The organism is Micromonospora sp. NPDC048999 (assembly GCF_040649295.1).
Lineage (GTDB): Bacteria > Actinomycetota > Actinomycetes > Mycobacteriales > Micromonosporaceae > Micromonospora.
Window position 1 is genome coordinate 85,246 of sequence record NZ_JBEZFI010000006.1, and the last position, 26,492, is coordinate 111,737.

24 protein-coding genes are annotated in these 26,492 nt (G+C 71.8%); 14 read left to right on the top strand and 10 right to left on the bottom strand.

What is annotated here, in order from left to right; translation table 11 throughout:
• Positions 1-15: 15 nt before the first annotated feature.
• Both AB0C02_RS10990 and AB0C02_RS10995 read left to right on the top strand, forming a co-directional pair.
• Complete coding sequence (locus tag AB0C02_RS10990; RefSeq protein WP_357543530.1) at positions 16-1,356, top strand: aminotransferase class I/II-fold pyridoxal phosphate-dependent enzyme; 1,341 nt, start codon at positions 16-18, stop codon at positions 1,354-1,356.
• Between the two features lie 229 nt (positions 1,357-1,585).
• Positions 1,586-2,287, top strand: coding sequence for a UdgX family uracil-DNA binding protein (locus AB0C02_RS10995; protein ID WP_357543532.1), 702 nt, complete (start codon positions 1,586-1,588; stop codon positions 2,285-2,287).
• An 85-nt stretch (positions 2,288-2,372) separates the two neighbouring features.
• Here the strand turns inward: AB0C02_RS10995 and AB0C02_RS11000 are convergent, their stop codons facing one another.
• A complete protein-coding gene (locus tag AB0C02_RS11000; protein WP_357543534.1) occupies positions 2,373-3,086 on the bottom strand; it encodes a YoaK family protein in 714 nt (237 codons plus the stop codon).
• Positions 3,087-3,203: 117 nt separating this feature from the next.
• Here AB0C02_RS11000 and AB0C02_RS11005 point away from each other — a divergent pair, with 117 nt between their 5' ends.
• The 6 genes from AB0C02_RS11005 (at position 3,204) to rny (ending at position 10,280) form a co-directional block, all read left to right on the top strand.
• The gene (locus AB0C02_RS11005; RefSeq protein ID WP_357543536.1) at positions 3,204-4,346 is read left to right on the top strand and encodes an acyl-CoA dehydrogenase family protein; all 1,143 of its coding nucleotides are present in this window, start codon (positions 3,204-3,206) and stop codon (positions 4,344-4,346) included.
• A 69-nt stretch (positions 4,347-4,415) separates the two neighbouring features.
• Positions 4,416-5,714 carry an MFS transporter gene (locus AB0C02_RS11010; RefSeq protein ID WP_357543538.1) on the top strand — a complete coding sequence of 433 codons (1,299 nt, stop codon included), beginning with the start codon at positions 4,416-4,418 and terminating at the stop codon, positions 5,712-5,714.
• Between the two features lie 4 nt (positions 5,715-5,718).
• Positions 5,719-5,919, top strand: a complete 201-nt coding sequence (locus AB0C02_RS11015; RefSeq protein ID WP_357543540.1) for a DUF3046 domain-containing protein — start codon at positions 5,719-5,721, stop codon at positions 5,917-5,919.
• A gap of 185 nt (positions 5,920-6,104) precedes the next feature.
• Entirely contained in the window at positions 6,105-7,151 is a 1,047-nt protein-coding gene (recA, locus tag AB0C02_RS11020; protein WP_357543542.1) for a recombinase RecA, read from the top strand.
• An 8-nt stretch (positions 7,152-7,159) separates the two neighbouring features.
• A complete protein-coding gene (locus AB0C02_RS11025; protein ID WP_357543544.1) occupies positions 7,160-7,846 on the top strand; it encodes a regulatory protein RecX in 687 nt (228 codons plus the stop codon).
• Positions 7,847-8,513: 667 nt separating this feature from the next.
• Positions 8,514-10,280, top strand: a complete 1,767-nt coding sequence (gene rny / locus AB0C02_RS11030; protein WP_357543546.1) for a ribonuclease Y — start codon at positions 8,514-8,516, stop codon at positions 10,278-10,280.
• A 90-nt stretch (positions 10,281-10,370) separates the two neighbouring features.
• Here rny and AB0C02_RS11035 read toward each other — a convergent pair whose 3' ends face one another.
• From AB0C02_RS11035 to AB0C02_RS11050, 4 genes are all read right to left on the bottom strand, one after another.
• Positions 10,371-11,249 (bottom strand): amino acid ABC transporter permease, encoded by an 879-nt coding sequence (locus tag AB0C02_RS11035; protein ID WP_357543548.1) that lies wholly within the window; start codon positions 11,247-11,249, stop codon positions 10,371-10,373.
• Positions 11,249-11,923, bottom strand: coding sequence for an amino acid ABC transporter permease (locus tag AB0C02_RS11040; protein ID WP_357543550.1), 675 nt, complete (start codon positions 11,921-11,923; stop codon positions 11,249-11,251). The genes AB0C02_RS11035 and AB0C02_RS11040 overlap by 1 nt, the downstream gene beginning before the upstream one ends.
• A 78-nt stretch (positions 11,924-12,001) precedes the next feature.
• The gene (locus tag AB0C02_RS11045) at positions 12,002-12,871 is read right to left on the bottom strand and encodes a glutamate ABC transporter substrate-binding protein (protein WP_357543552.1); all 870 of its coding nucleotides are present in this window, start codon (positions 12,869-12,871) and stop codon (positions 12,002-12,004) included.
• 56 nt (positions 12,872-12,927) lie between these two features.
• On the bottom strand, positions 12,928-13,683 hold the full coding sequence (locus AB0C02_RS11050; RefSeq protein WP_357543554.1) for an amino acid ABC transporter ATP-binding protein: 756 nt from the start codon (positions 13,681-13,683) through the stop codon (positions 12,928-12,930).
• 198 nt (positions 13,684-13,881) lie between these two features.
• On the opposite strand from AB0C02_RS11050, the gene selD reads away from it, so the two are divergent.
• Both selD and AB0C02_RS11060 read left to right on the top strand, forming a co-directional pair.
• Positions 13,882-14,871 (top strand): selenide, water dikinase SelD, encoded by a 990-nt coding sequence (selD, locus tag AB0C02_RS11055; protein WP_357543556.1) that lies wholly within the window; start codon positions 13,882-13,884, stop codon positions 14,869-14,871.
• A 202-nt stretch (positions 14,872-15,073) separates the two neighbouring features.
• Positions 15,074-15,553, top strand: a complete 480-nt coding sequence (locus AB0C02_RS11060; RefSeq protein ID WP_357543558.1) for a hypothetical protein — start codon at positions 15,074-15,076, stop codon at positions 15,551-15,553.
• A 25-nt stretch (positions 15,554-15,578) separates the two neighbouring features.
• Here the strand turns inward: AB0C02_RS11060 and AB0C02_RS11065 are convergent, their stop codons facing one another.
• Positions 15,579-15,806 (bottom strand): DUF2277 domain-containing protein, encoded by a 228-nt coding sequence (locus tag AB0C02_RS11065; RefSeq protein ID WP_357543560.1) that lies wholly within the window; start codon positions 15,804-15,806, stop codon positions 15,579-15,581.
• Between the two features lie 52 nt (positions 15,807-15,858).
• Between AB0C02_RS11065 and miaB the strand changes: the two genes are divergently transcribed.
• On the top strand, positions 15,859-17,358 hold the full coding sequence (gene miaB / locus AB0C02_RS11070) for a tRNA (N6-isopentenyl adenosine(37)-C2)-methylthiotransferase MiaB (protein ID WP_357543562.1): 1,500 nt from the start codon (positions 15,859-15,861) through the stop codon (positions 17,356-17,358).
• Between the two features lie 45 nt (positions 17,359-17,403).
• On the opposite strand, the gene AB0C02_RS11075 is transcribed toward miaB, so the two are convergent.
• The 3 genes from AB0C02_RS11075 to AB0C02_RS11085 form a co-directional block, all read right to left on the bottom strand.
• Entirely contained in the window at positions 17,404-18,729 is a 1,326-nt protein-coding gene (locus AB0C02_RS11075) for a cellulose binding domain-containing protein (protein ID WP_357543564.1), read from the bottom strand.
• Between the two features lie 150 nt (positions 18,730-18,879).
• The gene (locus AB0C02_RS11080) at positions 18,880-20,523 is read right to left on the bottom strand and encodes a cellulase family glycosylhydrolase (protein ID WP_357543566.1); all 1,644 of its coding nucleotides are present in this window, start codon (positions 20,521-20,523) and stop codon (positions 18,880-18,882) included.
• A gap of 300 nt (positions 20,524-20,823) precedes the next feature.
• Positions 20,824-22,032 (bottom strand): DUF349 domain-containing protein, encoded by a 1,209-nt coding sequence (locus AB0C02_RS11085; protein ID WP_357543568.1) that lies wholly within the window; start codon positions 22,030-22,032, stop codon positions 20,824-20,826.
• A 203-nt stretch (positions 22,033-22,235) separates the two neighbouring features.
• Between AB0C02_RS11085 and AB0C02_RS11090 the strand changes: the two genes are divergently transcribed.
• From AB0C02_RS11090 to dapF, 3 genes are read left to right on the top strand one after another with little or no spacing between them, the layout of a single operon-like run.
• Entirely contained in the window at positions 22,236-22,967 is a 732-nt protein-coding gene (locus tag AB0C02_RS11090; protein ID WP_357543570.1) for a class III extradiol dioxygenase subunit B-like domain-containing protein, read from the top strand.
• Complete coding sequence (miaA, locus tag AB0C02_RS11095) at positions 22,964-23,869, top strand: tRNA (adenosine(37)-N6)-dimethylallyltransferase MiaA (protein WP_357543572.1); 906 nt, start codon at positions 22,964-22,966, stop codon at positions 23,867-23,869. The genes AB0C02_RS11090 and miaA overlap by 4 nt, the downstream gene beginning before the upstream one ends.
• A 7-nt stretch (positions 23,870-23,876) precedes the next feature.
• Positions 23,877-24,722, top strand: a complete 846-nt coding sequence (dapF, locus tag AB0C02_RS11100) for a diaminopimelate epimerase (RefSeq protein WP_357543574.1) — start codon at positions 23,877-23,879, stop codon at positions 24,720-24,722.
• A gap of 191 nt (positions 24,723-24,913) precedes the next feature.
• Here dapF and AB0C02_RS11105 read toward each other — a convergent pair whose 3' ends face one another.
• Positions 24,914-26,425, bottom strand: coding sequence for an NAD-dependent malic enzyme (locus AB0C02_RS11105; protein WP_357544523.1), 1,512 nt, complete (start codon positions 26,423-26,425; stop codon positions 24,914-24,916).
• Between the last annotated feature and the right edge of the window lie 67 nt (positions 26,426-26,492).

Here is a 26,492-nt window from a genome sequence, read left to right on the forward strand (position 1 = left end):
TACAATCGCCGAACTGTGGCAGCACGTTATCAGATCACTGGCTCGTCGTCGGCCGCCCTTTCGGCCAGCGTGGAAACCGGCATCCGCTCCGGCGCCCTCGCTCCCGGCGAGGCCCTGCCCGCCGTCCGTGCCCTCGCCGCCGAGCTGTCCGTCAGCCCGGCCACCGTCGCGAAGGCGTACCAGGAGCTGCGGCAGCGCGGCCTGATCGCCACCGCCGGCCGGCGCGGCACCCGCGTCCGGCCCCGCCCGCCGGTGGCCACCCGCCGCGCCGCGCTGATGCCACCTCCGCTGCCCGGCGCCCGCGACCTCTCCTCGGGTCAGCCCGACAGCCGGCTGCTGCCCCCGCTCGGCCCGCACCTGGCCGCGCTCGCCGCCGAACTCGGCCCACCCACCGGGTACGCGGCCACCACCATGCTTCCCGACCTGGCCGAAGCGGCCCGCACCCGGTTCACCGCCGACGGCGTGCCGGCCGGCGAGATCACCGTGACCGGGGGCGCGCTGGACGGCATCGAGCGGCTGCTCGCCGCCCACCTGCGGCCCGGCGACGCGGTCGCGGTCGAGGACCCCGGCTGGGCCAACCTGCTCGACCTCGTCGCCGCGCTCGGGCTGCGCGCCATCGGGGTGCCCGTCGACGACGACGGCCCGACCGAGCCGGGCGTCCGGGCCGCCCTCGCCGCCGGCGCCCGCGCGCTCGTCATCACCAGCCGCGCCCAGAACCCGACCGGCGCCGCCATCTCCGCCGACCGGGCTACCGCCCTGCGTACGCTGCTCGCCGGCCGCGCCGACCTGCTGCTGATCGAGGACGACCACGCCGCCGAGCTGGCCCGCGTACCCCTGCATCCGCTGGCCGGAGCGACCCCGACCTGGGCCTTCGTCCGGTCGGTGAGCAAGCCCTACGGCCCCGACCTGCGGCTCGCGGTGCTCGCCGGCGACGAGGCCACGGTGGCCCGGGTGGCCGGCCGCGCCCGGGTCGGCGCCGGCTGGGTCTCCACCGTGCTGCAACGCCTGGTCCTGGCGCTCTGGCGCGACCCGGCCACCGCCGACCTGGTGCGCCGGGCGGGGGAGAGCTACGAGGGCCGACGGGCCGGGCTGGTCGACGCGCTGGCCGCCCGGGGGTTGACCGCCCACGGGCGGACCGGGATCAACGTCTGGGTGCCCGTGCCGGACGAGACGGTGGCGGTCACCGCGCTGCGCGACGCCGGCTGGTCCGTCGCCCCCGGCACGCTGAACCGGATCGCCGCCGCGCCCGGCGTACGGATCACCGTCAGCACCCTCGACGAGGCCGACCTCGCGCCGTTCGCCGACGCGGTCGCCCAGGCCGTACGTCCCGGCCTGCCGGCCGGATACACCGCCTGAGCCGGGCGACGGCATGGCCCGGCCGGGTACGGGTATCCCCGGCCGGGAGGTGGACGACCGTGGCTCCGAACGGCTCCAGGACCGGTCTCTGGATCGGCCTGACGACGCTGGTGATCATCCTGGTGGTCATCGCGATCGCGCTGATCTCGCGCAGCCTCAGTAGGGGCTACTGACCCCCGAGCTCGCCCCGGGCCGGGCGGCGATGACGAAACCGGTATATAAAGTCGGCATGGCCGAGACCGAGAGCGCGCCCGGAGCCCAGGAGTTCATCCCGCCGAAGGCGGACACCATCGACCAGCTGCGCGCCGCCGCGGCCGGCTGCCGGGGTTGTGAGCTCTACCGGGACGCCTCGCAGACCGTCTTCGGCCGGGGCGACGAGAGCGCCCGGGTGGTCTTCGTCGGCGAGCAGCCCGGCGACATGGAGGACCAGAAGGGGCTGCCCTTCGTCGGCCCGGCCGGCCGAGTGCTGCGCCGCGCCGTGGACGACGCGGGCATCGACCCCGGTCACATCTACCTCACCAATGCCGTTAAGCATTTCCGCTTCGAGCTGCGCGGAAAGCGGCGCATTCACCAGACGCCGGACCGGGTGCACATCACCGCGTGCCGGCCCTGGCTGGTTGCCGAGTTCGCCCGGCTCCGCCCCGAGGTCGTGGTGGTGCTCGGCGCCACCGCCGCCAAGGCCCTGCTCGGCCCGACGTTCCGCGTCACGAGACAGCGCGGCGAACTGCTGCCCTGGCCGGACGCCGCGCAGCGCCCGGAGGACTTCAAGCGGGTACCGGTGGACAGCGCCGGAAAGGTCGCCGACGTCCCGCAGTCGCAGCTGCTGGCCACCATCCACCCGTCCGCAGTGCTGCGCGCCGACAACCAGGACGTGGCGTACGACGGCCTCGTCGCCGACCTCAAGGTGGCCGCCGCCGTGCTCACCGCCTAGCTGAATACGTACGGAGTGTCGTGGCCGGGGAACGGCATCACCGTGGGTAACCGGCGGGCCGGAGCGCCGACGCTGCCAGGCCCCGTCACCCGGCCCGGACGGTTCGGGCCCGGTTCACCGAGGCGGCGGTCGCCACGGACAGGACCAGCAGGGCCACCGGGATCAGCGCGGCCCAGGCCCGCCACGCGGTGAACGCCGCCGCCACCCCCAGGGCGGTGAGGGCGTACAGCCCGAGCACGGTGGCCTCACGGTGCAGGGGGCCCGTCGACTTCCCGGCCTCCCGGCCGCGTAGCCGGCTGGCCACGCCGATGCTGAACGCCGTCCAGGTTCCCGTGATGTACGTCGTGGACACCCCGGCCCTGCCCCACCGGTAGGTCACCGCGCTCTGCACCCCCATCGCACCGCCGAGCAGCGCGATGAGCCCGTGCTGCGGCCATCCCGACGGGCGGCCCGGCAGCGCGAGCCACCACGCCGGCAGGGCGGCGAGCAGCAGCAGTTCGACCGCGAGCGCCCCGACCAGCCCACGCGACCAGCCCCGCACCGCCACCGCAGCCCCCACCGCGCCCGCACCGAGCAGGAAGGCGACCAGCGCCGTGGCCGAGCGTCCCGCCGCGGCCAGATCGCCGGTGGCCACCCCCAGCCCGAGCAGCACCGTGTTGCCGGTCATGTTCGCCGGGAAGGCCCGCCCCAGGCCGAGGTAGCTGACCGCGTCCGCGCTGGCGGCCGCAGCGCTCAACGCGTGCACCACCAGCGCCTCGCGCCGCCCGGCCCGTGGGACAGCCTCGGCCGGTACGGACACCGCGCGCCCCCTACGTCAGGCCGGTGGACGACGCGAGCTACCCAACCCGTACGCCAGCAAACGTGCCCGGCTCGCCGGCCCTTCCCGCCCGCCGGCGCGCCCGGCACACTCATCGCCATGGAACATCATCTCTATGAGCCCGTGCACGAGGAGTTCCGCGACCTGTGCCGCGAATTCCTCGCCCGGGAGGCCGTGCCGCACCACGCGCGCTGGGAGGCCGACGGGATCGTCGACCGGGAGGTGTGGCGCAGGGCCGGCGCCGCCGGGCTGCTCGGCATGGACGTCGACGAGGCGTACGGCGGCGGCGGTCAGCGCGACTTCCGGTTCAACGCGGTGCTCGACGAGGAGATCGTCACGGCCGGCTGCTCCGGCCTCGGGTTCGGCCTGCACAACGACGTGGTGGCCCCGTACCTCACCGAGCTGACCACCGGCGACCAGCGCAAGCGCTGGCTGCCGCGCTTCTGCACCGGCGACCTGATCACCGCCATCGCGATGAGCGAACCCGGGGCCGGTTCCGACCTCGCCGGCGTCCGCACCAGCGCCGTCCGCGACGGCGACACCTACGTGCTCAACGGCCAGAAGACGTTCATCACCAACGGGGAACAGGCCGACCTCGTGATCGTGGTCGCCAAAACCGCGCCGGACCTGGGCGCGCACGGGCTGAGCCTGATCGTGGTCGAGACCGGCACGCCGGGCTTCAGCCGGGGCCGACGGCTGGCCAAGGTCGGCCTGAAGGCCAACGACACCGCCGAACTCTTCCTCGACGACTGCCGGGTGCCGGCGGAAAACCTGATCGGCACCGAGAACCACGGCTTCTACCACCTGATGGCCAACCTGCCCCGCGAACGGCTGAGCATCGCCGTCGCAGCGGTGGCGGCGGCGGAACGGCTACTTGCCCTCACCCTCGACTACGCCCGAACGCGCGAGGCATTCGGCCGGCCGATCGGAAAATTCCAGCACAACCGCTTCCTCCTGGCCGAACTGGACACCGAGGTCACCATCGCGCGCACCTTCGTCAACCACTGCATCGCCGAGTTCAACGCCGGCCGGCTCACGGTCACCGACGCGGCCAAGGCCAAGTGGTGGACCACCGAACTGCAGAACCGGGTCGCCGACCGCTGTCTCCAACTGCACGGCGGCTACGGCTTCATGCTCGAATACCCGGTCGCGAAGGCCTGGCTGGACGGCCGGGTGCAGACCATCTACGGCGGCACCACCGAGATCATGAAAGAGATCATCGGCCGGGGGCTCGGCCTGTAGTAGAACCGGGCGCCGCCGGTCCGGTCCGGTGCGAGAGGATGGTCACCCCTTACCGAGGAGCACCACGCAATGGCCACCGACCTCACCGCGCCGCCGCAGGCCCGGCTCGACGTCGCCCCGATCCAACGGCGGACGCTCCGGCTGCTCTTCCTCACCCAGATCATCGGCGGCATCGGCGTCACCATCGGCATCTCCGTCGGGGCGCTGCTCGCCGCCCGGGTCGCCGGCACCGCCCTGGCCGGGCTGGCCCAGAGCGCCGGCGTGGTCGGCGCGGCGCTGCTCGCCATACCGGTCACCCGGATCATGGCGGCCCGCGGACGACGACCCGGCCTGGTGACGGCGTACCTCACCGGAGCCGTCGGCGGCGTGCTGGTGGTCATCGCCACCGCCGCCCACCTGGTGCCGCTGCTGTTCCTCGGCATGCTGCTCTTCGGCGGCGGCACCGCCGCCAACCTCCAGGCCCGCTACACCGCCGTGGACCTGGCCGAGCCGGCCCGCCGCGGCCGGCAACTCTCCCTGATCGTCTGGGCCACCACCATCGGCTCGGTGGCCGCACCGAACTTCGCCACGCTCGCCGACGCCACCGCCGGCGGCTGGGGACTGCCCCCGCTGGCCGGCCCGTTCGCCTTCAGCGCCGCCGCGTTCACCCTGGCCGCCGTCGTACTGCTGCTCCTGCTCCGGCCCGACCCGCTGCTCACCGCGCGCCGGCTCGCGGCGGCCGACCCGCCGGCCGCCGACGGCACCAGGTCGCGGCGCGCCGCGGGCATGGCATCAGCCTGGCGGACGGTACGCGAGCGGCCCGCCGCCCGCCTCGGCATCGCCGCGGTGGCGATGGGCCACCTGGTGATGGTCGCGGTGATGTCGATGACCCCGGTACGCCTCGGCGAGTCGCACGCCGACTCGGACGTGCTCCGGGTGGTCGGCATCGTGCTGAGCCTGCACATCGCCGGCATGTACGCGCTCTCCCCCGTGGTCGGCTGGCTCACCGACCGGCTGGGCCGGCGCCCGGTGATCCTCGGCGGTGTGGCCCTGCTGCTGGCCGCCTGCGCGGTCGCCGGTACCGCCGGGCACGACACGCCGCTGCTCTCGGTGGGCCTGATCCTGCTCGGCCTGGGCTGGTCCGGGACCATGGTCGCCGGCTCGACCCTGCTGTCGGAGTCGGTGCCCACCGCCACCCGGCCGGCCGTGCAGGGGTTCTCCGACCTCATCATGGGCCTGGCCGGTGCGGGCGCGGCGGCGGCCAGCGGGTTTGTCATGCGGGCGGTGGGCTATCCGACCCTGACCCTGCTCGCGGCGATCGCGGTGGTGCCCCTGGTGGCGCTAGCGTTGCGTCCGGTGCCCGCAGGGGCGCCCGACGAGGAGGGTTGATCACGTGCGGCTGACCGACTTCTGGACCCGGCTGGCGGAGGCGTTCGGGCCGGGCTACGCGGCCAGCCTCGCCAGCGACCAGGTGCTGTCCCAGCTCGGCGGGCGGACCATCGAGCAGGCCCTCGCCGCGGGTGAGGAGACACACGTGGTGTGGCGGGCGGTGGTCGCCGCGTACCCCGACCGGGTGCCCGCGCGGCTACGCTGAGCAGCCTTTTTCCCGACTCCGCGTGTTGCTTGCTGGGTCGTACACCTGTTCGGCTATTGTCCACAGCTGGGTGCTCGTCCACAGGTCACGGCCCGTCGGCTGGTTTTCTGTCGGACCCAGCGCCTAGCGTGTCCCGCGTGACGCGAAGCTCAGGGAAGACGCCGGCGAAGGCAGGGGTGGCAACGATGGCGGCAGGGCCGGACCGGGAGAAGGCACTCGACCTTGCTCTCGCTCAGATCGACAAGCAGTTCGGCAAGGGCTCGGTGATGAGGCTGGGGGAGCGGCCGGTCATCCAGACCGCCGTGATCCCGACCAGCTCCATCGCGCTCGACGTCGCGCTCGGCGTGGGCGGCCTGCCTCGCGGCCGGGTCGTCGAGATCTACGGTCCGGAGTCCAGCGGTAAGACCACGGTCGCCCTGCACGCGGTGGCCAACGCCCAGCGGGCCGGCGGCATCGCCGCCTTCATCGACGCCGAGCACGCGCTCGACCCGGAATACGCGAAGGCCCTCGGCGTCGACACCGACGCCCTGCTGGTCTCCCAGCCGGACACCGGTGAGCAGGCGCTGGAGATCGCCGACATGCTGGTCCGCTCCGGCGCGATCGACATCATCGTGATCGACTCGGTCGCCGCCCTGGTGCCGCGCGCCGAGATCGAGGGTGAGATGGGCGACAGCCACGTGGGCCTCCAGGCCCGGCTGATGAGCCAGGCGCTCCGCAAGATCACCGGTGTGCTCAACAACACCGGCACTACCGCGATCTTCATCAACCAGCTCCGCGAAAAAATCGGAGTGATGTTCGGATCTCCTGAGACGACCACGGGTGGTCGGGCGCTGAAGTTCTACGCCTCGGTCCGGCTCGACGTGCGCCGCATCGAGAGCCTCAAGGACGGCACCGAGGTGGTCGGCAACCGGACCCGGGTCAAGGTCGTGAAGAACAAGGTCGCCGCGCCGTTCAAACAGGCCGAGTTCGACATCATGTACGGAAAGGGCATTTCCCGCGAGGGCTCCCTGATCGACGTCGGCGTGGAGCAGTCGATCATCCGCAAGTCCGGCGCCTGGTACACCTACGACGGTGACCAGCTCGGCCAGGGCAAGGAGAAGGCCCGCGAGTTCCTCCGGGAGAACCCGGACGTGGCCGCCGAGATCGAGAAGAAGATCCTGGAGAAGCTCGGCGTCGGGGCCGGCGCGGGTGACGCCGCCGGTGGCCCGGAGCTGCCGCCGGTCGACTTCTGACCTGACCCATGGCAGGACGACGTGCCCGCACGGGGCGCGGCTGGGACGCCAGCCCGCCCCGGACGGGCGACGCCACCACCCCACCCCGCCCCCGCCGGGGTCGCCGTGCCGAGGAGCCCGATTCCGAGGCCGCGCCGCCCCGGGATGAGGCCGAGTTGGCGCGGGAGATCTGCCTGCGGCAGCTCGCGGTCCGGCCGCGTACCCGGGCGGAGCTGGCCGGCGCGTTGGCCAGGCGGGGCATCTCCGAGGAGGTCGCCGCCCAGGTCCTCGACCGGTACGACGAGGTTGGCATCGTCGACGACGCCGCCTTTGCCCGTGCCTGGGTCAGCAGCCGGCACGCCGGCCGTGGGCTGGCCCGCCGGGCGCTCGCCAACGAGCTGCGCCAGCGCGGAGTCGACGGCGAGGTGGCCAGCGAGGCTCTCGGCGACTTGGACGAGGAGACCGAGGCGGAGACCGCCCGCGCCCTGGTGGAGCGGAAGCTGCGCGCCACCCGGGGCGAGCCGGACGCGGTGTTCCGCCGTCTGGTTGGCATGCTGGCCCGCAAGGGCTATCCGCCGGGCGTGGCGATCCGGGCGGTGAAGGACGCCCTCGCCGCGCAGAGCGCCGAGGCGGCCGAGTTCGCGGAGCACATCGACGCCGAGGCGCTCGCCGACGCCGAGCAGGACCTCGACCGGGAGCCCCGCACCCTCAACTGATCACCCACACAGACACGGGCCGCGGCGGCCCTCGGCGTCGGCGGATGCGGGTCGGCAGCCGCAAAAACTTGCGGAAAATGTGTGGCGTTTTCGTTGCGGCACGTCACGCCTCCGAAGGCCCCTTCCCGGCTCCCGAGGGTGCCGCCTGGGAGGGCTTTGCGCAGGTCGGAAGGGTGACCCGGGGGTTGGTTGGGCGGGGCGTTTGTCCGTCCGTATCCGGCATCTTATCGACGCAGTGTGACCCGGCAACTTCTCTCCGTCCGGGTGGTTTGATCATGAGTTCTTGACCGAACGGCCCTCGGAGACCTAGCCTCGCCGTACAGGCTCACATTGCCCGACCAGCGCAGGCTAAGCGCACAACATAGATCTCGTAACAGAACAGCATCACTTTAGGGCCAGCTTCACCGGCCTTTTGACGGCAACTCCGGACCGGTGGTCCGGAGTCGGTCGACAACTGCAACCGGCTGCCGGCGATGCCCAACGGGGGGCATCGTCGACGGAAAGCTACCCACGGCCAGCCGCTCGGTCGGGCGTCCAGAGTCGCAGGTGCGTGCCTGTTGGCACACCGCCTGCGGCCCCGACGTGCAGGGGAGGCGGCCATGGCGGGGTGGCACAGGTTCACCGGGGGTCTGCCGTACGCTGCCGGCCGCGCGTTCGGAGCGGCCGTATGAGCGCGTTCGACATCGGCATCCTCGTGGTGGTGCTGCTCCTTGCCGTCCTGGTGGTCGGTGCCGTCCTGGTCGGCGTCCGCACGCTGCGTCGGCTCAACCTCGCGCCCGCGCCCGAGGACTCGGCCTTCATCGCCGAGAAGGACCGGCAGGAGCAGTCGTTGGCGGCGCTGCGCACCGCCGCCGACGAGGCGAACAGCACGATCGACGTTGCGAAGTCGGCCGCTGCCGCGGCCCGGACGGAGGCGGCCGCCGCCAAGGCGGAGGCGAAGGCGGCCCGGGCGGAGGCGCGGCGGGTCCTCGACGATGCCCGGGCCGAGGCCGACACCGTGCTGGAGCGGGCGCACAAGCAGGCCGAGGCGGACGCCGAGCAACTCCGTACCGCCGCCCGGCGCAGCGGCGAGCGCGAGGTGGCGGTGCTCGCCGCGACCACCCGCGAGCAGGCCGCCGAGGTCGAGCGGCGGGCGGCCAGGATGGATGAGCGGGAGCGGCTGCACACCGAGGAGGTGGAGCGGCTCGCGGAGCGGGAACGGCAGCTGACGGCCGCCAGCGCGGCGCTGGCCGCTCGGGAGGCCACCCTGGTCGAGCGGGAGCAGGCGCTCACGCAGGTCGAGGAGCAGCGCCGCCGGGAATTGGAGCGGGTGGCGGGGCTGACCGCCGAGGCGGCCCGGGTCGAGCTGGTCGAGTCGATCGAGAGTCAGGCCAAGCGGGAGGCCGTCCTGCTGGTCCGGGACATCGAGTCCGACGCGCGTAACACCGCCGAGCAGCGGGCCCGGCACATCGTCGTCGACGCCATCCAGCGGGTCGCCAGCGAGCAGACCGCGGAGAGCGTGGTGAGCGTCCTGCACCTGCCGGGTGACGAGATGAAGGGGCGGATCATCGGCCGGGAGGGGCGCAACATCCGCGCCTTCGAGTCGGTGACCGGGGTCAACCTGATCATCGACGACACGCCTGAGGCGGTGCTGCTGTCCTGCTTCGACCCGGTACGCCGGGAGGTCGGCCGGCTCACCCTGGAGAAGCTGGTGCTGGACGGCCGGATCCATCCGCACCGGATCGAAGAGGTCTACGACCTGGCTCGGCACGAGGTCGAGCAGCTCTGCGACCGGGCCGCCGAGGACGCGCTGGTGGAGGTCGGCATCACCGAGATCCACCCGGAGCTGGTCACCCTGCTCGGTCGGCTGCGTTATCGGACGTCGTACGGGCAGAACGTGCTCAAGCACCTGGTCGAGAGCGCGCACATCGCCGGGATCATGGCGGCCGAGCTGCGGCTGGACGTGCCGACGATCAAGCGCTGCGCGTTCCTGCACGACATCGGCAAGGCGCTCACCCACGAGGTGGAGGGCAGCCATGCGATCATCGGCGCCGACCTGGCCCGCAGGTACGGCGAGAGCGAGGACGTGGTGCACGCCATCGAGGCGCACCACAACGAGGTGCCGCCGCAGACCATCGAGGCGGTGCTCACCCAGGCCTCGGACGCCTGTTCGGGTGGCCGGCCGGGGGCTCGACGGGAGAGCCTGGAGGCGTACGTCAAGCGGCTGGAGCGGATCGAGGAGATCGCGGCCGGCAAGCTCGGTGTGGAGAAGGTCTTCGCCATGCAGGCCGGCCGGGAGATCCGGGTGATGGTCAAGCCGGAGGACGTCGATGACATCGGCGCGGCGGTCCTGGCGCGGGACGTGGCCAAGCAGATCGAGGAAGAGCTGACGTACCCGGGGCAGATCCGGGTGACCGTGGTCCGCGAGTCCCGGGTCACCGAGATCGCCCGCTGACCCGGGGCACTGAGTCAGTCTGCCGGAACGACGAACGCCCTGCCACCTGGCCTGTTAGGCAGGTGGCAGGGCGCGTCGCGGTGGTGCGGATCAGCCCTGCGGTTCGGCGACGGCCGCCTCGCCCGGGCCCGGAGCGGCGGTCTGCTTCGGGGCCCGGAAGGCCCGCCGCCGGGTGTGCCGGTCCAGCCAGCCCGCGAGCATGGTGATCACCGAGTTGAGCGCGATGAAGATGGCGGCCACCACGATGGCCGACGCCACGATGTTGCCGTAGTTGGCCGCGAGGTCGTTGACGCCGCGCTGGAGCAGCTCGGGGAAGGCCACGATGTAGCCGAGCGCAGTGTCCTTCAGCAGCACCACGAGCTGGCTGACGATCACCGGCAGCATGGCGCGGGCGGCCTGCGGCACCAGGATGAGCCGCATCACCTGGTTCTTGCGCATGCCGACGGCGTACGCGGCCTCGGACTGCCCGCCGGGGAGGGACCGGATGCCGGCGCGGAACGCCTCGGCCAGCACCGACCCGTTGTAGAGGGTGAGCCCGATGACCACTGACCAGAACGCCGAGACCGGCCCCTGGATGAGGAACGGCACGCCGTAGAAGATGAAGAAGATCATCAGCAGCAGCGGTACGGCGCGGAAGAACTCGACCACCACGCCGGATGGCACGCGGAGCCACCAGTGGTCGGAGAGTCGCCCGACGGCGAACACGATGCCGAAGGCGAGCGACAGGACCATGCCGGTGGCTGCGGCGAGCAGTGTCTGGCCCAGGGCGGGAAGGATGAACTGGGTCCAGGTCTTCGACTCGGCGAAGGGCTTCCAGAGCCAGCCCTCCCACTGCCCGGCCTGGTCGAACTTGTGGTAGATCCACCAGCACAGGGCGAGCAGGGCGACGCCGATGACGACGCTGAGCACTCGGTTGCGGACGCGGGCCCGCGGTCCCGGGTGGTCGTAGAGAACGGTGCTGGTGCTCATCAGCGCTTCACCGCCAGTCGGTTGGCCAGCCAGCCGAAGAAGTAGCCGGTGGGAACGAGGAGCGCGGCGAACGTGCCGGCGAAGACCAGGAAGATCGGGATCACCGCGTTGCCGTTGTCGTTGATCAGCTGCTTCATGACGCTCGACGCCTCGATCACGCCGATGGTGCCGACGATCGTGGCGTTCTTGCACAGCGCGATGAGGACGCTGCCCAGCGGGGCCACCACGGCCCGCCCGGCCTGCGGCAGGATCACGATGCGCAGGGTCTGGAAGAAGGTCAGCCCGATCGCCCGGGCCGCCTCCGCCTGGCCGGCCGGGACGGTGTTGATGCCGGAGCGGATGGCCTCGCAGACGAACGCGGCGGTGTAGACCGACAGGCCTACCACGCCGAGCCAGAAGTTGTTCAGGTGCAGGTCGTCGGAGAGGCTCAGGCCCAGCGTCGCATAGAGGCCGAAGTAGCAGAAGAAGATGATCAGCGTGAGCGGCGTGTTGCGGAAGACGTTCACCCAGGCCGCGCCGAACCATCGCAGGACCGGCACCGGCGAGACCCGGAACGCGGCGAGCAGTACGCCGAGCACCAGCGCGGAGACCGCCGACGCGCCGGTGAGCTTGAGGATCCAGATGAAGCCCGACAGGTACGCGTCGAGGTTTTTCGGATCAGCGAATACGTGCATGCGTCGACTCCTGGGAACGTCGTCGGCGTCGTGACAGGCCAGGGCCGGCACCCGTACGGATGCCGGCCCTGGAACCGGTCAGACGCTGCCGCAGTTGGTCAGCTTGGTGGTGTCCAGCTCGGGCGCGGGGGTGCCACTCTTGCCGAGCGTGGCGTCCCAGGCGGCCTTGTAGGAGCCGTCCGAGGCGGCGGCCTTGAGGATGTCGTTGACCTTCTCGCAGCCGTCCTTGTCGTCCTTCTTCAGGCCGATGCCGTAGGGCTCGCTGGAGAACGGGTTGCCGACGACCTTGAACTTGCCGGCGAACTGGTCCTGGGCGGCGTAGCCGGCGAGGATGATGTCGTCGGTGGTCACCGCGTCGACCTTGCCCTGCTCCAGCAGCGGCAGGCACTTCGAGTACGCGTCGAACTGCTGGAGCTGGGCCTTCGGGTAGTCGCTCTCGATCCGCTTGGCCGGCGTGGAGCCCTGCACCGAGCAGACCTTCTTGCCCTCCAGCGCCTCCGGCCCGGTCAGGGTGGAGTCGGCCTTCACCAGCAGGTCCTGGCCGGCGATGTAGTACGGCCCGGCGAAGTTGACCTTCTGCTTGCGCTCGTCGTTGATCGTGTAGGTCGCCACGACCAGGTCGACGGTGCCCTGCTCGATGAAGGGCTCGCGGTTGGCCGAGACGGTGGTCTTCCACTCGATGTTGTTCGCGTCAACGCCGAGACCCTTGGCGATGATCTTGGCGATCTCGACGTCGAAGCCCTCGTACTGGCTGCCCGTCTGCAGGCCCAGGCCCGGCTGGTCGGCCTTCACGCCGATGACCAGCTTCTTCTGGTTCTGCGCCTTGCCGACGATGCCCTTGGCGCTGCTGCCGGAGCCGGTGCCCTCGTCGCTGTCGCCACCACAGGCGGCCAGGCCGAGCGCCAGGGTCGCCGCCGCGGCGACCGCGGCCACGCGCTTGAAACGCATACTCATCTCCTTCTTGAACAGAGCCGCCGGGGGACGGCGTGCTCCACTACGGACGCTCAGTGTGTGAGGATTTTGGAGAGGAAGTCCCTGGCCCGCTCGCTGCGCGGGTTCGCGAAGAACTCCGTCGGCGGGGCGTCCTCGACGATCCGCCCGTCGGCCATGAAGACCACTCGGTTGGCCGCGTGCCGGGCGAAGCCCATCTCGTGGGTGACCACGACCATCGTCATGCCCTCCCGGGCCAGCGAGGTCATCACGTCCAGCACCTCGCCGACCATCTCCGGGTCCAGCGCGCTGGTCGGCTCGTCGAAGAGCATCGCCTTGGGCTGCATGGCCAGCGCGCGGGCGATCGCCGCTCGCTGCTGCTGGCCGCCGGAGAGCTGGGCCGGGAACTTGTTGGCCTGGTTGGCGATGCCGACCCGGTCGAGCAGGGCCAGGCCTCGCTCGCGGACGGCGGCCGCCTTCTCCCTGCGGACCTTCACCGGGCCGAGGGTGACGTTCTCCAGGATGGTCTTGTGCGCGAAGAGGTTGAACGACTGGAAGACCATGCCGACCTCGCTGCGCAGCTTCGCCAGGGCCTTGCCCTCGGCGGGCAGCGGCGTGCCGTCAAAGGTGATGATGCCCGAGTCGATGGGCTCCAGCCGGTTGATCGTCCGACAGAGCGTCGACTTGCCGGAACCCGAGGGGCCGATCACCACGACTACCTCGCCCTTGCCGACGGAGAGCGAGACGTCGTCAAGCACGTGCAGCGGGCCGAACCATTTGTTGACCCCGTCCAGCACGATGAGCGGTTCGCCCGTCGTCACGTCGTACACCGTCCCTGTCGTCTATCGCGGAAGGTGGGGAGCGATCGTCCCCGGTTGGGCCACTGTAGGCGGGGCGATGTGTCAGGACGCAACTCGAATGGTCACGGAGCGGTAACACCAGGCACGAGTGTGCCCGTGCGTCCGAAATACGTCAGTGACCCGCCCGTCCAGATGGCGGCGCCGGCAGCCGAGGTGAACTATGTGGGGATGACCGAGGCACTCAGGCTGACCGATTACGCCCGCGGCGGCGGCTGCGCATGCAAGATTCCACCGGCCGAACTGGAGTTCATGGTCGCCGGCCTCGGGTCGGCCACGGGCGCCGCCGACCTGCTGGTCGGTCTGGACCACGGCGACGACGCCGCGGTGGTCCGGCTGGACGAGCGCACCGGGTTGGTCAGCACCGCCGACTTCTTCACGCCGGTGGTGGACGACGCGTACGACTGGGGCCGCATCGCCGCGGCCAACGCGCTGTCCGACGTGTACGCCATGGGCGGCACCCCGCTGGTCGCGCTCAACCTGCTCTGCTGGCCTCGGGACGTGCTGCCGCTGGAGTTGGCCCGGGAGGTGCTGCGCGGCGGGCAGGACGTGGCCCGGGAGGCCGGCTGCCACCTGGCCGGCGGCCACAGTGTGGACGACGACAGCCCGAAGTACGGCCTCGCGGTCACCGGGGTTGTCCGGCCGGAGGAACTGATCACGCTGGACGCCGGCCGGGCCGGCCTGCCGCTGTCGCTGACCAAGCCGCTCGGGGTGGGGGTGCTGAACACCCGGCACAAGCGGACCGGGGAGCGGTTCCCGGAGGCGGTCGCCGCGATGACCCGGCTCAACCGGGACGCGGCCCGGGCGGCGGTCGCCGCCGGCGTCCGCTGTGGCACCGACGTCACCGGCTTCGGGCTGCTCGGGCACGTCTCGAAGCTGGCCCGGGCCAGCCGGCTCACCGTCGCGATCGACGCGGCGGCCGTGCCGTACCTGCCCGGGGCCCGGGAGGCGGTGCGCGCCGGGTACGTCAGCGGCGGCACCCGCCGCAACCTGGAGTGGGTGACCCCGTGGACCGACTTCGGCGGCCAGGACGAGGGGGAGCGGCTGCTGCTGGCCGACGCGCAGACCTCCGGCGGGTTGCTGGTCGCGGGCGAGGTGCCCGGTGGCACGGTGATCGGCGAGCTGCTGCCCGGCGGTGAGCATCTGGTCCGGGTCCGCTGAACCTCATGTCGCTGCCGGGGTTCGGGCACCATACCCGATAAACTGTCACCTTCCCGTCACTCCGAGCAACGACGCCGGAGGAAATTTTGCCCGGAATGGTCACAGACCGGTAACTTGCCCCCGGCTGCGGTCATATGCACCCCACCATCATCAGTAAGGCCCGATCCGGAGGCCGGTGGAACGAGCACAGCGAGGAGGCGGCATGACCGAGCTGTGGAACTGGAGAATCGACGGCGCGGCGCCCGTGGAGGTCTACCCGGCGCTCGCCGAGGCGCTCGGCCGGGTGGTGATGCCCCTGGCCGTGGCCGACCCGGCCAGACTTCCCACGTACGCGGTGATCTGCGACGTGTGGGAGGCGCCGGGGGTGTACGGCACCATGGTCGACTGCTACGGGGTGCCCGAGCGGCTGGCCGAACTGCCCAGCATCGCGGCGCTGGCCAAGCTGCTGGACCGCAACTGCCTGATGCGCGACGACACCCTCGACGCCGGGCGGCACCTGCTGGTCGCCCCGGGTGGCACGATCCGCCCGGTGCACTTCGACGTCGTCGAGACCGACGAGGGTGAGGTGCTGAGCGACCAGCGGCTGTGCACCGTGGCCCACCCCGGCTGTCGGGGCTGGTCGCAGTGCCACCGCTCGCAGTGGGGGCCCGACTCGGTCGCCCCGGCTCTCGCCGCCGCCTGACGCGCGGGCGAGGGCGGCGGGCCGGTCAGGAGTGGGCGGCCGGCCGCTGACCCCGGACCACCAGTTGGTCGAGCAGGGTCGCGGTGGCTGCGGCCACACCGTCCACCGCCGCTTCGAACGCGGCCGCGTTGTGCGGGGCGGGCGTACGGAATCCGGAGATCTTCCGGACGTACTGCAACGCGGCCGCCCGGATGTCCGCCTCGGTGACCACCGGGACGTACGGCTCACGCAGGGTCTTGATGCTCCGGCACATGGCTCCTCCTCATTCGGTCCGATCGGGTCGGCCCGGATACGCTGTCCGGGTCATGACTACCGCAGCCGCGGGCAGCCCGCGCACCTATCAGGTGCGTACGTACGGCTGCCAGATGAACGTGCACGACTCCGAGCGCATCTCCGGCCTGCTCGAAGGGGCCGGGTACGTGCGTGCCGCCGAGGCCGACGAGCACCCCGACGTGGTGGTGTTCAACACCTGCGCCGTGCGGGAGAACGCCGACAACCGGCTCTACGGCAACCTGGGTCATCTGCGTCCCGTCAAGGACAGGCAGCCCGGGATGCAGATCGCCGTCGGTGGCTGCCTGGCCCAGAAGGACCGCGGCGAGATCGTCCGCAAGGCGCCCTGGGTGGATGTGGTCTTCGGCACACACAACATCGGCTCGCTGCCGGTGCTGCTGGAGCGGGCCCGGCACAACGCCGCCGCCGAGGTGGAGATCCTCGAATCCCTCGAGGTGTTCCCCTCGACGCTGCCGGCCCGCCGCGAGTCGACGTACGCCGGCTGGGTGTCGATCTCCGTCGGCTGCAACAACACCTGCACGTTCTGCATCGTGCCCTCCCTGCGCGGCAAGGAGAAGGACCGCCGCCCCGGCGACATCCTCTCCGAGGTGCGCGCCCTGGTCGACGAGGGCGTGCTTGAGGTGACCCTGCTCGGGCAGAACGTCAACTCCTACGGCGTCGAGTTCGGCGACCGGTACGCGTTCGGCAAGCTGTTGCGGGCCTGCGGGGAGATCGACGGCCTGGAGCGGGTCCGGTTCACCAGCCCGCACCCGAAGGACTTCACCGACGACGTGATCGCGGCGATGGCCGAGACGCCGAACGTCTGCCACTCGCTGCACATGCCGTTGCAGTCCGGCTCCGACGACGTGCTGCGCGCGATGCGCCGGTCGTACCGGTCGGAGCGCTACCTGGGCATCATCGAGAAGGTCCGGGCGGCGATGCCGGACGCGGCGATCACCACGGACATCATCGTCGGCTTCCCCGGCGAGACCGAGGCCGACTTCGAGCGGACCCTCGACGTGGTCCGCGAGGCCCGGTTCTCCTCCGCGTTCACCTTCCAGTACTCGAAGCGACCCGGCACCCCCGCTGCGACGATGGACGGCCAGCTCCCCAAGCAGGTCGTGCAGGAGCGGTACGAGCGGCTGATCGCTTGCGTCGAGGAGATCACCTGGGCGGAGAACAAGAAGCTCGTGGGGGAGACCGTCGAGGTGCTCGTCGCCGTCGGCGAGGGCCGCAAGGACGAGCGCACCGGCCGGATGTCCGGCCGCGCCCGCGACGGCCGCCTCGTGCACTTCGATGCCGGGAGCTTCGCCGGGCAGATCCGACCCGGCGACATCGTGCACACCACGATCACCTACGCCGCCCCGCACCACCTCAACGCCGACGGGGAGCCGCTGTCGCACCGGCGTACCCGGGCCGGCGACGCGGCCGAGGCGGGGCGTGCCCCGCGTACGCCGGGGGTGTTGCTGGGGCTGCCCACCATCGGCGCGCCCGCCGCGCCGCCCGCGCCGACCACCGGCTGCGCCGCGCACTGACGGCGGTGGGGGCCCGCCGCGCGGCGGGCCCCGACCGAGGCGCGGTCAGACGGAGATCCGACCGGCGCCCGCGCCGCCCGTCACGATCGACTTGACGCTGCTCGCGCTGTCGACGGTGTACGGGTACGGGATGCTGGCCACGCTGCCGCCGGTCTGGCCGCTGCCCGAGTTGACGAGGTAGTTGTTGCGGGCGACCAGGCTGCCCGGCCCGGAGGCGGCCTCACCGAGGTGGTACGGGTCCTTGACGTTCTCGAAGTAGTTGCTCTCGACGAGGACGCCGGCGCTCATGGTGGAGGCCACGCCGTAGCCGCTGTTGTTGTAGTAGTAGTTGTTGTAGACGTGCACCGGGTTGCCGAAGCGGACCCGGGGGTGGCGCTGCGTGCTGGCGTCGAACCAGTTGTGGTGGTAGGTCACCCGCAGGTGGCCGAGGTCCTGGCTGCCGTTGTCGTCGCTGTGCCCGAGCAGCATGGTCTTGTCGTGGTTGTAGACCCGGTTCCAGGACACGGTGATGAAGTCCGCGCCGCGCTTGATGTCGACCGTGCCGTCGTAGCCGTTGGTGAACGTGTTGTGGTCGATCCAGACGTTCGTTGCCGACTGCTCGACGTTGACGGCGTCGTCGTCCCAGTCCCGGAAGGTGATGTTGCGGATGATGACGTTGCGGTCGCCGCTGATGTTGAATCCGCAGCCGGCGATGGTGGCACCCGCGTTGCCGAGGATGGTCTTGTTGGACCGCACCCGCAACATGCCTGAGCAGGTGATGGTGCCGGAGATCCGGATCACCGCCGGGCTGGTGGAGGAGGCGGCGCTGGTCAGTGCCGAGGCGCTGCTGACGGTGGTGGCGGTGGCGCTGCCTCCGCCGGTGGTGCCGCCGTTCTGGGTGGCCCAGCCCACGAGCCCGGTCTGCGGTGGGCTGGTGGGCGGCGCGGAGGTCGTCGGGTTGCCCGTGGGCGCGACTCCTCCGGTGCACGTCACGCCGTTGAGGGTGAAGCTGGTCGGGGTCGGGTTGCTGGAGTTGTTCCAGGTGCCGTTGAAGCCGAAGGACGTGCTGCCGTTGGTGGGCAGGCCCGCGTTGTAGCTGACGTTGGTGGCGGTGACCGAGCTTCCGCTCTGCGTCACCGTGGCGTTCCACGCCTCGGTGACCTGCTGACCGGCGCCGAAGGACCAGCGTACGGTCCAGCCGGAGATCGGATCGCCGAGGTTGGTGACGGTGACGTTGCCGGTGAAGCCACCCTGCCACTGCCCGCCGACAGAGTAGGTGACCGCGCAGCCGGTGGCGGCGTGGGCGGTGACTGCGGTCAGCGCGCTGGTGACGAGCAGGGCTGCGGTGGCCGTCGCGGTGATCAGGATCGGCCGACGTCGGGATGAGCGCATGGTGCGTCCCTTCGGGGAGATCGGAGCGGTACGAGGAGGCTCCCGCGTTGGCGCCCGCCAGCCCGTACGATCCGGAGCGGCTCGCGGCGGCGGCGGCGGTGGCGCCGGCCGGCGAGCCGCTCCGGATCGAGGCGGTCGTGGCGTTGGGGATCAGCAGGCGGTGCCGTTCAACTTCACGCTGGCGGGCGCGCTGGCCGTGCCGTTGGCGGTGAAGCCGATGGTCACCGACGCGCCGGGGGCGAGGGTCTTCGCCCAGTCGGGCGCGGCGGCGGTGACCGTGGTGCCGGACTGGGTGACGGTGGCGTTCCAGCCGCTGGCCAGGGTCACCCCGGACGGCCAGGTCCAGGTCACCGTCCACGGGTTCAACGTGCCCGTGCCGTTGTTCTTCACGGTCAGCTCGCCCTGGAACCCGCCCTGCCACGCGTTGGTCTGGTTGTAGGTCGCGGCGCAGCGCCCGGTTGCCGGCGGGGTGGTCGGCGGTGCGGTGGTGGGCGGCGGGGTGGTCGGCCGGCTGGTGGGCGACGCGGTGCCGGTCGGAGTGCCGGTCGGTGACGGGTTGCCGCCGCCCACCGGCGCGATCAGGTACGGCTGGATGATGTTCTGCTTGGCCTGGTTGATGGTGGTCCAGTCGTCGTTCGCGATGCCGCCGGTGTCACCCGAGTTCGGGTTCCACGACCAGTAGGTGAAGGACATGCCGTTCACCCCGGTCCCGGTGTACGCGAGCAGGTTCTGCAGCCACACCTTGTCCTTCGGGTCCTGGAGCGTGGTGCCGAACTCGCCCATCATGATCGGCGCGATGTTCTGCTTGTAGAGGTAGCCCCAGTACTTGTCCCAGATGGCCGGCATGTTCGCCGGGTAGGTCGGGTCGTCGAACCACTTCTGGTGGTAGACCGAGATCGCGTACTCGTGCGGGGAGTAGACCAGCCGGTTGGCCACGTTCAGCCGGACCGGGAAGTCCTTGGCCTTGGAGAGGTTGCCACCCCACCAGCCGCAGTCCTCGTTCTCGCCGTTCCAGACGTTCGGCTCCCCGCCGCTGGGGCAGCTCACTCCCTCCACGAAGATCAGCCAGTTCGGCTGCACCCCGAGGATCGCGTTGCCGGCCCGCTCGGCGGCCAGCCTCCAGTCCCGATTGGTGTCGCCGCAGCCCCAGCAGGCACCGGTGGCGTTCGGGTTGGTGCCCTCGGCGTGCGGCTCGTTGTGCAGGTCGGCGCCGATGACGGTGGTGTTGCCGGCGTACCGCTGGGCCAGCATCTTCCAGTTGTTGATCCAGGTCGTCTCAGAGACCGCGGAGGTGTACCAGAGCGCCGACTGCCCGGCCGAGGTGGGCCGGTGCCGGTCCAGGATGACCCGCATCCCCTTGCTGCCCGCGTAGTCGATTACCCGGTCGAGGATCTGCAGCGGGGAGAGGCCGACCAGGTCCGGGTTGACGTAGTCGTTGATCCCGGTGGCCACCGCGCCCGACTTCACCGAGTCGTCCGAGTACGGGATGCGCAGCGTGTTGTAGCCCAGCCGGGCCATGGTGTCGAGCTGGCTGCGCCACGGGTTGCTCGACCACAGACCGTGGAAGGTCTTGTTGTCGGTCTCCATGCCGAACCAGTTGATGCCGGTGAGCCGGACGGTGGCCCCCGTACTGTCGACGATCTTGTTACCGCTGGTGTGCAGGTAACCGGTGCCGGTGCCACCGACAGCGGCGGCGGCCGGGGTGGTGCTGACGGCGGCGGCGACGAGGACGCCGGCCGCAGCGGTGGCGAGCGCCGCGAGGGCGCCGCCGATAGCCTTGGGTCGGAAGTGCATGCGAACTCCACTTCGGATCCCCGCGTCGCGCGAGCGCCGCGGGCGGTAAGACCAAGGGAGACGGCCCGCTCGTCATCGAGTACGCGGACAGCCGCGACGGGCCGTGTCACGTGGACGGCCACTCACGGGGATGCACCGGCGACTGCGACGGCGGCCTCGCCGTCGATGCCCTCGCGCCGGTGATTGACCTGGCTCTGCCGCCCATTCTGATCAGCGTGCCTCGATGCGTCAACCGCCCACCGGGCAGACGAAAGCCCCCGGTCCCGTGGCGGGACCGGGGGCTCCCGGGATCAGCTCAGCTCAGCTGGCCTGCTCGGCCAGCTGGAGGAACTGCCGCTTCGAGGCGAGCGCCTGCTCGGCCTCCTTGACCCGCCGGGCGTCGCCGGCGGCCTGCGCCCGGGCCAGCCGCTCCTCGGCCTCGGCGACCTGCGCCCGCATCTGGGCCAGCAACGGGTTGTCCTGCGGGGCGGTGCGCCGCCACGCCGAGTCCATGATTTCGCGGACCTTCTCGTCCACGGCACGCAGCCGGCGCTCCAGCCCGGTGGCGGCCTCCCGTGGCACCCGGCCGGCCTCGTGCCACTGCGCCTGGATCTCCCGCAGCCTGGCCTGGGCGCCCTTGGGGTCGCCGTCGACGTCGAGCGCCTCCGCGTCGGCGAGCAGGGCCTGCTTGCGCTCGAGGTTGGCGCGCTGCTCGTTGTCGCGGGCCGAGAAGACCTCGCTACGCCGGGTGAAGAACTCGTCCTGCGCCGCCCGGAACCGTTCCCAGAGCTTCTGCTCGGCCTCCTTGGACGCCCGCGGCGCGGCCTTCCACTGGGTCATGAGGTCCTTGAGCTGGCCGGCGGTGGCCCCCCAGTCGGTGGAGTCCTTCAGCTTCTCGGCCTCGGCGACCAACTCCTCCTTGACCGTCTGCGCCTGCTTGCGCTCCTGGTCCAGGGAGGCGAAGTGGGCGCCCCGGCGGCGGGTGAAGCCGTCCCGCGCGGCGGCGAACCGCTTCCACAGCTCACCGTCGGTCTTCTTGTCGACCCCGCGGATGGTCTTCCACTCGTCAAGGATCTCCTTGAGCCGATCCCCGGCGGTCTTCCACCCGGTCGACTCGGCGGCCAGCTTCTCCGCCTCCTCCACCAGAGCGGTCTTGCGGGCCAGGGCCTCGCCCCGGGCGGCCTCGCGGGCCGCCTTGGCCTCGCCGGCCTTCTCCTCGGCCACCGCGGCCAGCTTGTCCAGGCGCGCGGCCAGCGCGTCGATGTCGCCCACGACGTGCGCCTCGGCCAGCGAGGCGCGGATCCGCCGGATCGTGGTCAGTGAGTGCCCGGCGTCCGCCGCGCCCGAGTTGAGGCGGGCCGCGGTCAGGTCAACCTCCGTCACCAGGTCGTCGAAGCGTCGGGCGAAGTGCGCCAGCCCCTCCTCCGGGGCGCCCGCCTGCCAAGATCCGACCACCCGCTCGCCCTCGGCGGTCTTGACGTAGACGGTGCCGTCCTCGTCCACGCGTCCGAAGGCAGTCCAGTCGCTCATGTGCCCATCCTCGTTCTCCCGGCGTCGGGAAGGTGGTCCCCCCGATCGCCGCCACGGCGCAGCAAAGTTACTCCCGGCATTGTCACAGGTCTGACCCGGTCCGTGTCGAGCGCCTGTCGTCGACCGTGACCATACGGTGTCGTAGCCCCCGGATGACCGGATCGGCGCGGGGACGCACCGGGGCATCCGGATAGGTTGGACGGGTGCCTCTGGTCGCCGCCGCCGTCTGCCCCCACCCGCCCCTGATCGTGCCCGAGTTGGCCGGCGCCGCCGCCGGCGAGCTGGACGACCTCCGAGCCGCCTGCGACGTCGCCGTCGCCCGGCTGTACGCCTCGGGCGCGCGCCGCATCGTGGTGGTCGGCGCCGGCGACCGCACCGCCGACCTCGATTTCCCGTATCGGGGCAGTTTCGCGCCGTGGGGGCTGCCGCTGGAGGTGCGGCTCGGCCGGCTCCCGAGCGGCGCGGTCGGCACCGACGGTCTCCCGCTGAGCCTGCTCGTCGGCGCCTGGCTGCTGCGTAGGGTGCGCCCGGACGAGAAGCGACCGATCAGCTGGCGGATGGTGTCCCTTGCGCCCGACGAGCCGGTCGAGAACCTTGCCGCCGGTGGGGCCCGGATCGGGGCTGACCAGCCGTGGGCGCTGCTGGTGATGGGGGACGGGTCGGCGTGCCGGGGCGTCAAAGCGCCCGGCTACGACGACCCGCGCGCGCAGGCGTACGACGACGGGGTGGCCCGGGCCCTGGCCGACGCGGACGCCGAGGCCCTGCTCGGCCTGGACCCGATGCTGTCGACGGAGCTGAAGGTCGCCGGGCGGGCGCCGTGGCAGGTGCTGGCCGGCGCGGTCCGCGCGGCGGGCGGTGACTGGCGGGGCGACCTCGGCTACCACGAGGCCCCCTACGGCGTGGCCTACTTCGTGGCGTCCTGGGAGCGGGCATGACCGTGATCGCCGTGGTCGGGCCGACCGCGGCCGGCAAGTCGGCGCTGAGTATCGCCCTCGCGCACGCCCTCGGCGGCGAGGTGGTCAACGCCGACTCGATGCAGCTCTACCGGGGCATGGACATCGGCACCGCCAAGCTGACCACGGTCGAGCGGGAGGGCGTGCCGCACCATCTACTCGACATCTGGGAGGTGACCGAGCCGGCCAGCGTCGCCGAATACCAGCAGCTGGCCCGTGCGGCGGTCGACGACATTCTGGCCCGGGGGAGGGTGCCGCTGCTGGTCGGCGGCTCCGGCCTGTACGTGCGGGCGGTGCTGGAGCAGTTCGAGTTCCCCGGCACCGACCCGGCGGTGCGCCAGCGGCTGGAGGCGGAGCTGGCCACGAGCGGCCCGGCCCCGCTGTACGCCCGGCTGAAGGAGGCGGACCCGGCGGCGGCGGCGAGCATCCTGCCGGGCAACGGGCGGCGGATCGTCCGGGCCCTGGAGGTGATCGAGCTGACCGGGGCGCCGTTCACCGCCGCGCTGCCCGAGCCGACGCCGTACTACCCGTCGGTGCAGCTCGGGGTGGACCTGGACACCGGGCTGCTGGACGAGCGGATCGCGCGCCGGGTGGACCGGATGCGGGCCGACGGCCTGGTCGCGGAGACGCGGACGCTGGTGGGCCGCGGCCTGCCCGAGGGGCGTACGGCCAGCCGGGCGCTCGGCTACCAGCAGGTGCTGCGCTTCCTGGCCGGGGAGCTGACCGAGACCGAGGCGTACGAGGAGACGGTCCGGGCCACCCGCCGATTCGTCCGGCGGCAGCGCTCCTGGTTCCGGCGCGACCCGCGGATCCACTGGCTGGACTCGGCCTCGCCTTCGTTTCTCGACACTGCGCTGCGGGTGGTCGCCGACCATCGGGAATGATGGGGGTGTGGAGTTCACCAAGGGCCACGGCACCGGCAACGACTTCGTCATCCTGCCCGACCCGGACGGGGCGCTCGACCTGACGCCCGAGCTGGTCGCCGCGCTGTGCGACCGGCGCCGCGGCATCGGCGGGGACGGCGTGCTGCGCGTGGTCCGCGCCGCCAAGCACCCGGAGGGCGTGGCCCTGGCCGGCGAGGCCGAGTGGTTCATGGACTACTGGAACTCCGACGGCTCGTTCGCCGAGATGTGTGGCAACGGCGCCCGGGTCTTCGTCCGCTACCTGCTGGAGACCGGGCTGGCCACCCCGTCCGGCGCGACGCTCCCGGTCGCCACCCGGGCCGGCGTGGTCCGCGCCCGGGTCGAGGGGGAGGTCGTCGCCGTCGAGATGCGCCGCCCCCAGGTGTACGGGACGGCCGCCACCACGCTGAGCGGGCTGACCCTGACCGGCGCGGCGGTGGACGTGGGCAACCCGCACCTGGTCTGTGCCCTCCCGGCCAGCCTGGAGCTGGCGGCCCTCGACCTCACCCGGGCGCCCGACGTCAACCCGGCGGTCTTCCCCGCCGGCGTGAACGTCGAGTTCATCGCCCCCGGCGAGCCGGTGACCGGCGCCGACGGGCATGTGCTGATGCGGGTCTACGAGCGCGGCTCGGCCGAGACCCTCTCCTGCGGCACCGGCGCCTCAGCGGTGGCGGCGGTGGTGCTGCGCGACGCCGGCCGGGACACCGGCACGGTCGCGGTCGACGTCCTCGGCGGACGCCTCACGGTCACCGTGACCGACGACTCCTGCTGGCTTGCCGGCCCGGCGGTCCTGGTCGCCACCGGCGAGATCACCCTCCCCACCCTGCGCCCCTGACCCACCCCACCCTGCCGCCCCGCCGGCTGTCTCCGCGGCGTGCCGCCCGTGATCATGTGGCTAGCGGTGCGGTTTGTCCTGGCCTGGGGTGGCCAAGTTCATGATCAACGGGCGGAGCTGGCCCGTCTGGGTGCATCTGTTGTTGCCAGAGCGACAACAGATGCACCCAAAGCCAGTGCGATCGGCGGTCGTCAGGGGGTGGCGCTGGCGCTGGCGGCGATCTCGGGGAGGTCGGCCGGGCCCGGGTCGGCGGCCGGGGCCGGGGTGGCGGCCGGGTTCTGCGCGGCGGCGCGCACCGCGGCGGCGACGGCCGGGGCGACCCGGGAGTCGAAGACGCTCGGCACGATCACCGTCGGGTTGATCTTGTCCTCCCCGACCACGTCCGCGATGGCCTGGGCCGCGGCGAGCGCCATCTCCTCGGTGAACTCCTCGGCGTGGGCATCGAGCATGCCCCGGAAGACGCCGGGGAAGGCGAGCACGTTGTTGATCTGGTTCGGCTGGTCGGAGCGGCCGGTGGCGACCACCGCGGCGTGCTTGCGCGCCTCCCGCGGGTCGACCTCCGGGTCCGGGTTGGCCAGCGCGAAGACGATCGAGTCCTTGGCCATGGTGGCGATGTCGTCGCCGGTCAGCAGGTTGGGCGCGCTCACCCCGATGAAGACGTCCGCGCCGCGGACCGCCCCCGCCAGGTCGCCGGAGTAGTTCTCCTTGTTGGTGTTCTCCGCCAGCCACTGCCAGGCCGGGTTGAGGCCGGCCAGCCCGCGGTGCAGGGCGCCCTGCCGGTCGTACGCGATGACGTCGCCCACCCCCTGCCGGAGCAGCAGCTTCATGATCGCGGTGCCGGCCGCGCCGGCGCCGGAGACGACCACCCGTACGTCCGACAGCCGCTTGCCCACGACGCGCAGCGCGTTGGTCAGCGCCGCCAGCACGCAGATCGCGGTGCCGTGCTGGTCGTCGTGGAAGACCGGGATGTCCAGCGCCTCGCGCAGCCGGGCCTCGATCTCGAAGCAGCGCGGCGCGGCGATGTCCTCCAGGTTGATCCCGCCGTACGCGGGGGCGATCGCCTTGACGATCGACACGATCTCGTCGGTGTCCTGGGTGTCCAGCACCACCGGCCAGGCGTCCACCCCGCCGAAGCGCTTGAACAGCGCCGCCTTGCCCTCCATCACCGGCAGCGACGCGGCCGGCCCGAGGTTGCCCAGGCCGAGCACGGCCGAGCCGTCGCTGACCACGGCGACCGTGTTGCGCTTGATGGTGAGCCGGCGGGCGTCGGCCGGGTTCTCGGCGATCGCCTGGCAGACCCGGGCCACGCCCGGGGTGTACGCGCGGGACAGTTCGTCCCGGGTGCGAAGCGCCACCTTCGAGCTGACCTCGATCTTGCCGCCGAGGTGCAGCAGGAACGTCCGGTCGGAGACCTTGCGGACGTCCACCCCGTCCAGCACGGTCAGCGCCTTGACCACCTGGTCGGCGTGGCCGGCGTCGGCGGTGTCGCAGGTGAGGTCGACGATCACGTGGGACGGGTCGGAGTCGACCACGTCGAGCGCGGTGACGATGGCGCCGGCCTCGCCCACCGCGGTGGTCAGCCGACCGATGGAGGAGGCGTCCGCGGGTACCGCCAGCCGGATCGTGATCGAGAATCCCGCACTCGGCAGTCGGGTGATAGCCACGCAAACTCCTCCGTACTCGCTGATCTCCTCGCAGGGCATTTCTACTCGCCCGCCCAGCTTCACCGGCATCCGGCCCCGCTACTTGCGGGTACCGTCACGGGCATAT

Excerpts from the sequence above, each read along its gene's own strand:
- AB0C02_RS10995 (WP_357543532.1), top strand. The coding sequence starts at position 1,586 with ATGGCCGAGACCGAGAGCGCGCCCGGAGCCCAGGAGTTCATCCCGCCG.
- AB0C02_RS11005 (WP_357543536.1), top strand. The coding sequence starts at position 3,204 with ATGGAACATCATCTCTATGAGCCCGTGCACGAGGAGTTCCGCGACCTG.
- AB0C02_RS11010 (WP_357543538.1), top strand. The coding sequence starts at position 4,416 with ATGGCCACCGACCTCACCGCGCCGCCGCAGGCCCGGCTCGACGTCGCC.
- recA (WP_357543542.1), top strand. The coding sequence starts at position 6,105 with ATGGCGGCAGGGCCGGACCGGGAGAAGGCACTCGACCTTGCTCTCGCT.
- AB0C02_RS11025 (WP_357543544.1), top strand. The coding sequence starts at position 7,160 with ATGGCAGGACGACGTGCCCGCACGGGGCGCGGCTGGGACGCCAGCCCG.
- rny (WP_357543546.1), top strand. The coding sequence starts at position 8,514 with ATGAGCGCGTTCGACATCGGCATCCTCGTGGTGGTGCTGCTCCTTGCC.
- AB0C02_RS11035 (WP_357543548.1), bottom strand. The coding sequence starts at position 11,249 with ATGAGCACCAGCACCGTTCTCTACGACCACCCGGGACCGCGGGCCCGC.
- AB0C02_RS11040 (WP_357543550.1), bottom strand. The coding sequence starts at position 11,923 with ATGCACGTATTCGCTGATCCGAAAAACCTCGACGCGTACCTGTCGGGC.
- AB0C02_RS11045 (WP_357543552.1), bottom strand. The coding sequence starts at position 12,871 with ATGCGTTTCAAGCGCGTGGCCGCGGTCGCCGCGGCGGCGACCCTGGCG.
- selD (WP_357543556.1), top strand. The coding sequence starts at position 13,882 with ATGACCGAGGCACTCAGGCTGACCGATTACGCCCGCGGCGGCGGCTGC.
- AB0C02_RS11060 (WP_357543558.1), top strand. The coding sequence starts at position 15,074 with ATGACCGAGCTGTGGAACTGGAGAATCGACGGCGCGGCGCCCGTGGAG.
- AB0C02_RS11065 (WP_357543560.1), bottom strand. The coding sequence starts at position 15,806 with ATGTGCCGGAGCATCAAGACCCTGCGTGAGCCGTACGTCCCGGTGGTC.
- miaB (WP_357543562.1), top strand. The coding sequence starts at position 15,859 with ATGACTACCGCAGCCGCGGGCAGCCCGCGCACCTATCAGGTGCGTACG.
- AB0C02_RS11075 (WP_357543564.1), bottom strand. The coding sequence starts at position 18,729 with ATGCGCTCATCCCGACGTCGGCCGATCCTGATCACCGCGACGGCCACC.
- AB0C02_RS11080 (WP_357543566.1), bottom strand. The coding sequence starts at position 20,523 with ATGCACTTCCGACCCAAGGCTATCGGCGGCGCCCTCGCGGCGCTCGCC.
- AB0C02_RS11085 (WP_357543568.1), bottom strand. The coding sequence starts at position 22,032 with ATGAGCGACTGGACTGCCTTCGGACGCGTGGACGAGGACGGCACCGTC.
- miaA (WP_357543572.1), top strand. The coding sequence starts at position 22,964 with ATGACCGTGATCGCCGTGGTCGGGCCGACCGCGGCCGGCAAGTCGGCG.
- AB0C02_RS11105 (WP_357544523.1), bottom strand. The coding sequence starts at position 26,425 with ATGCCCTGCGAGGAGATCAGCGAGTACGGAGGAGTTTGCGTGGCTATC.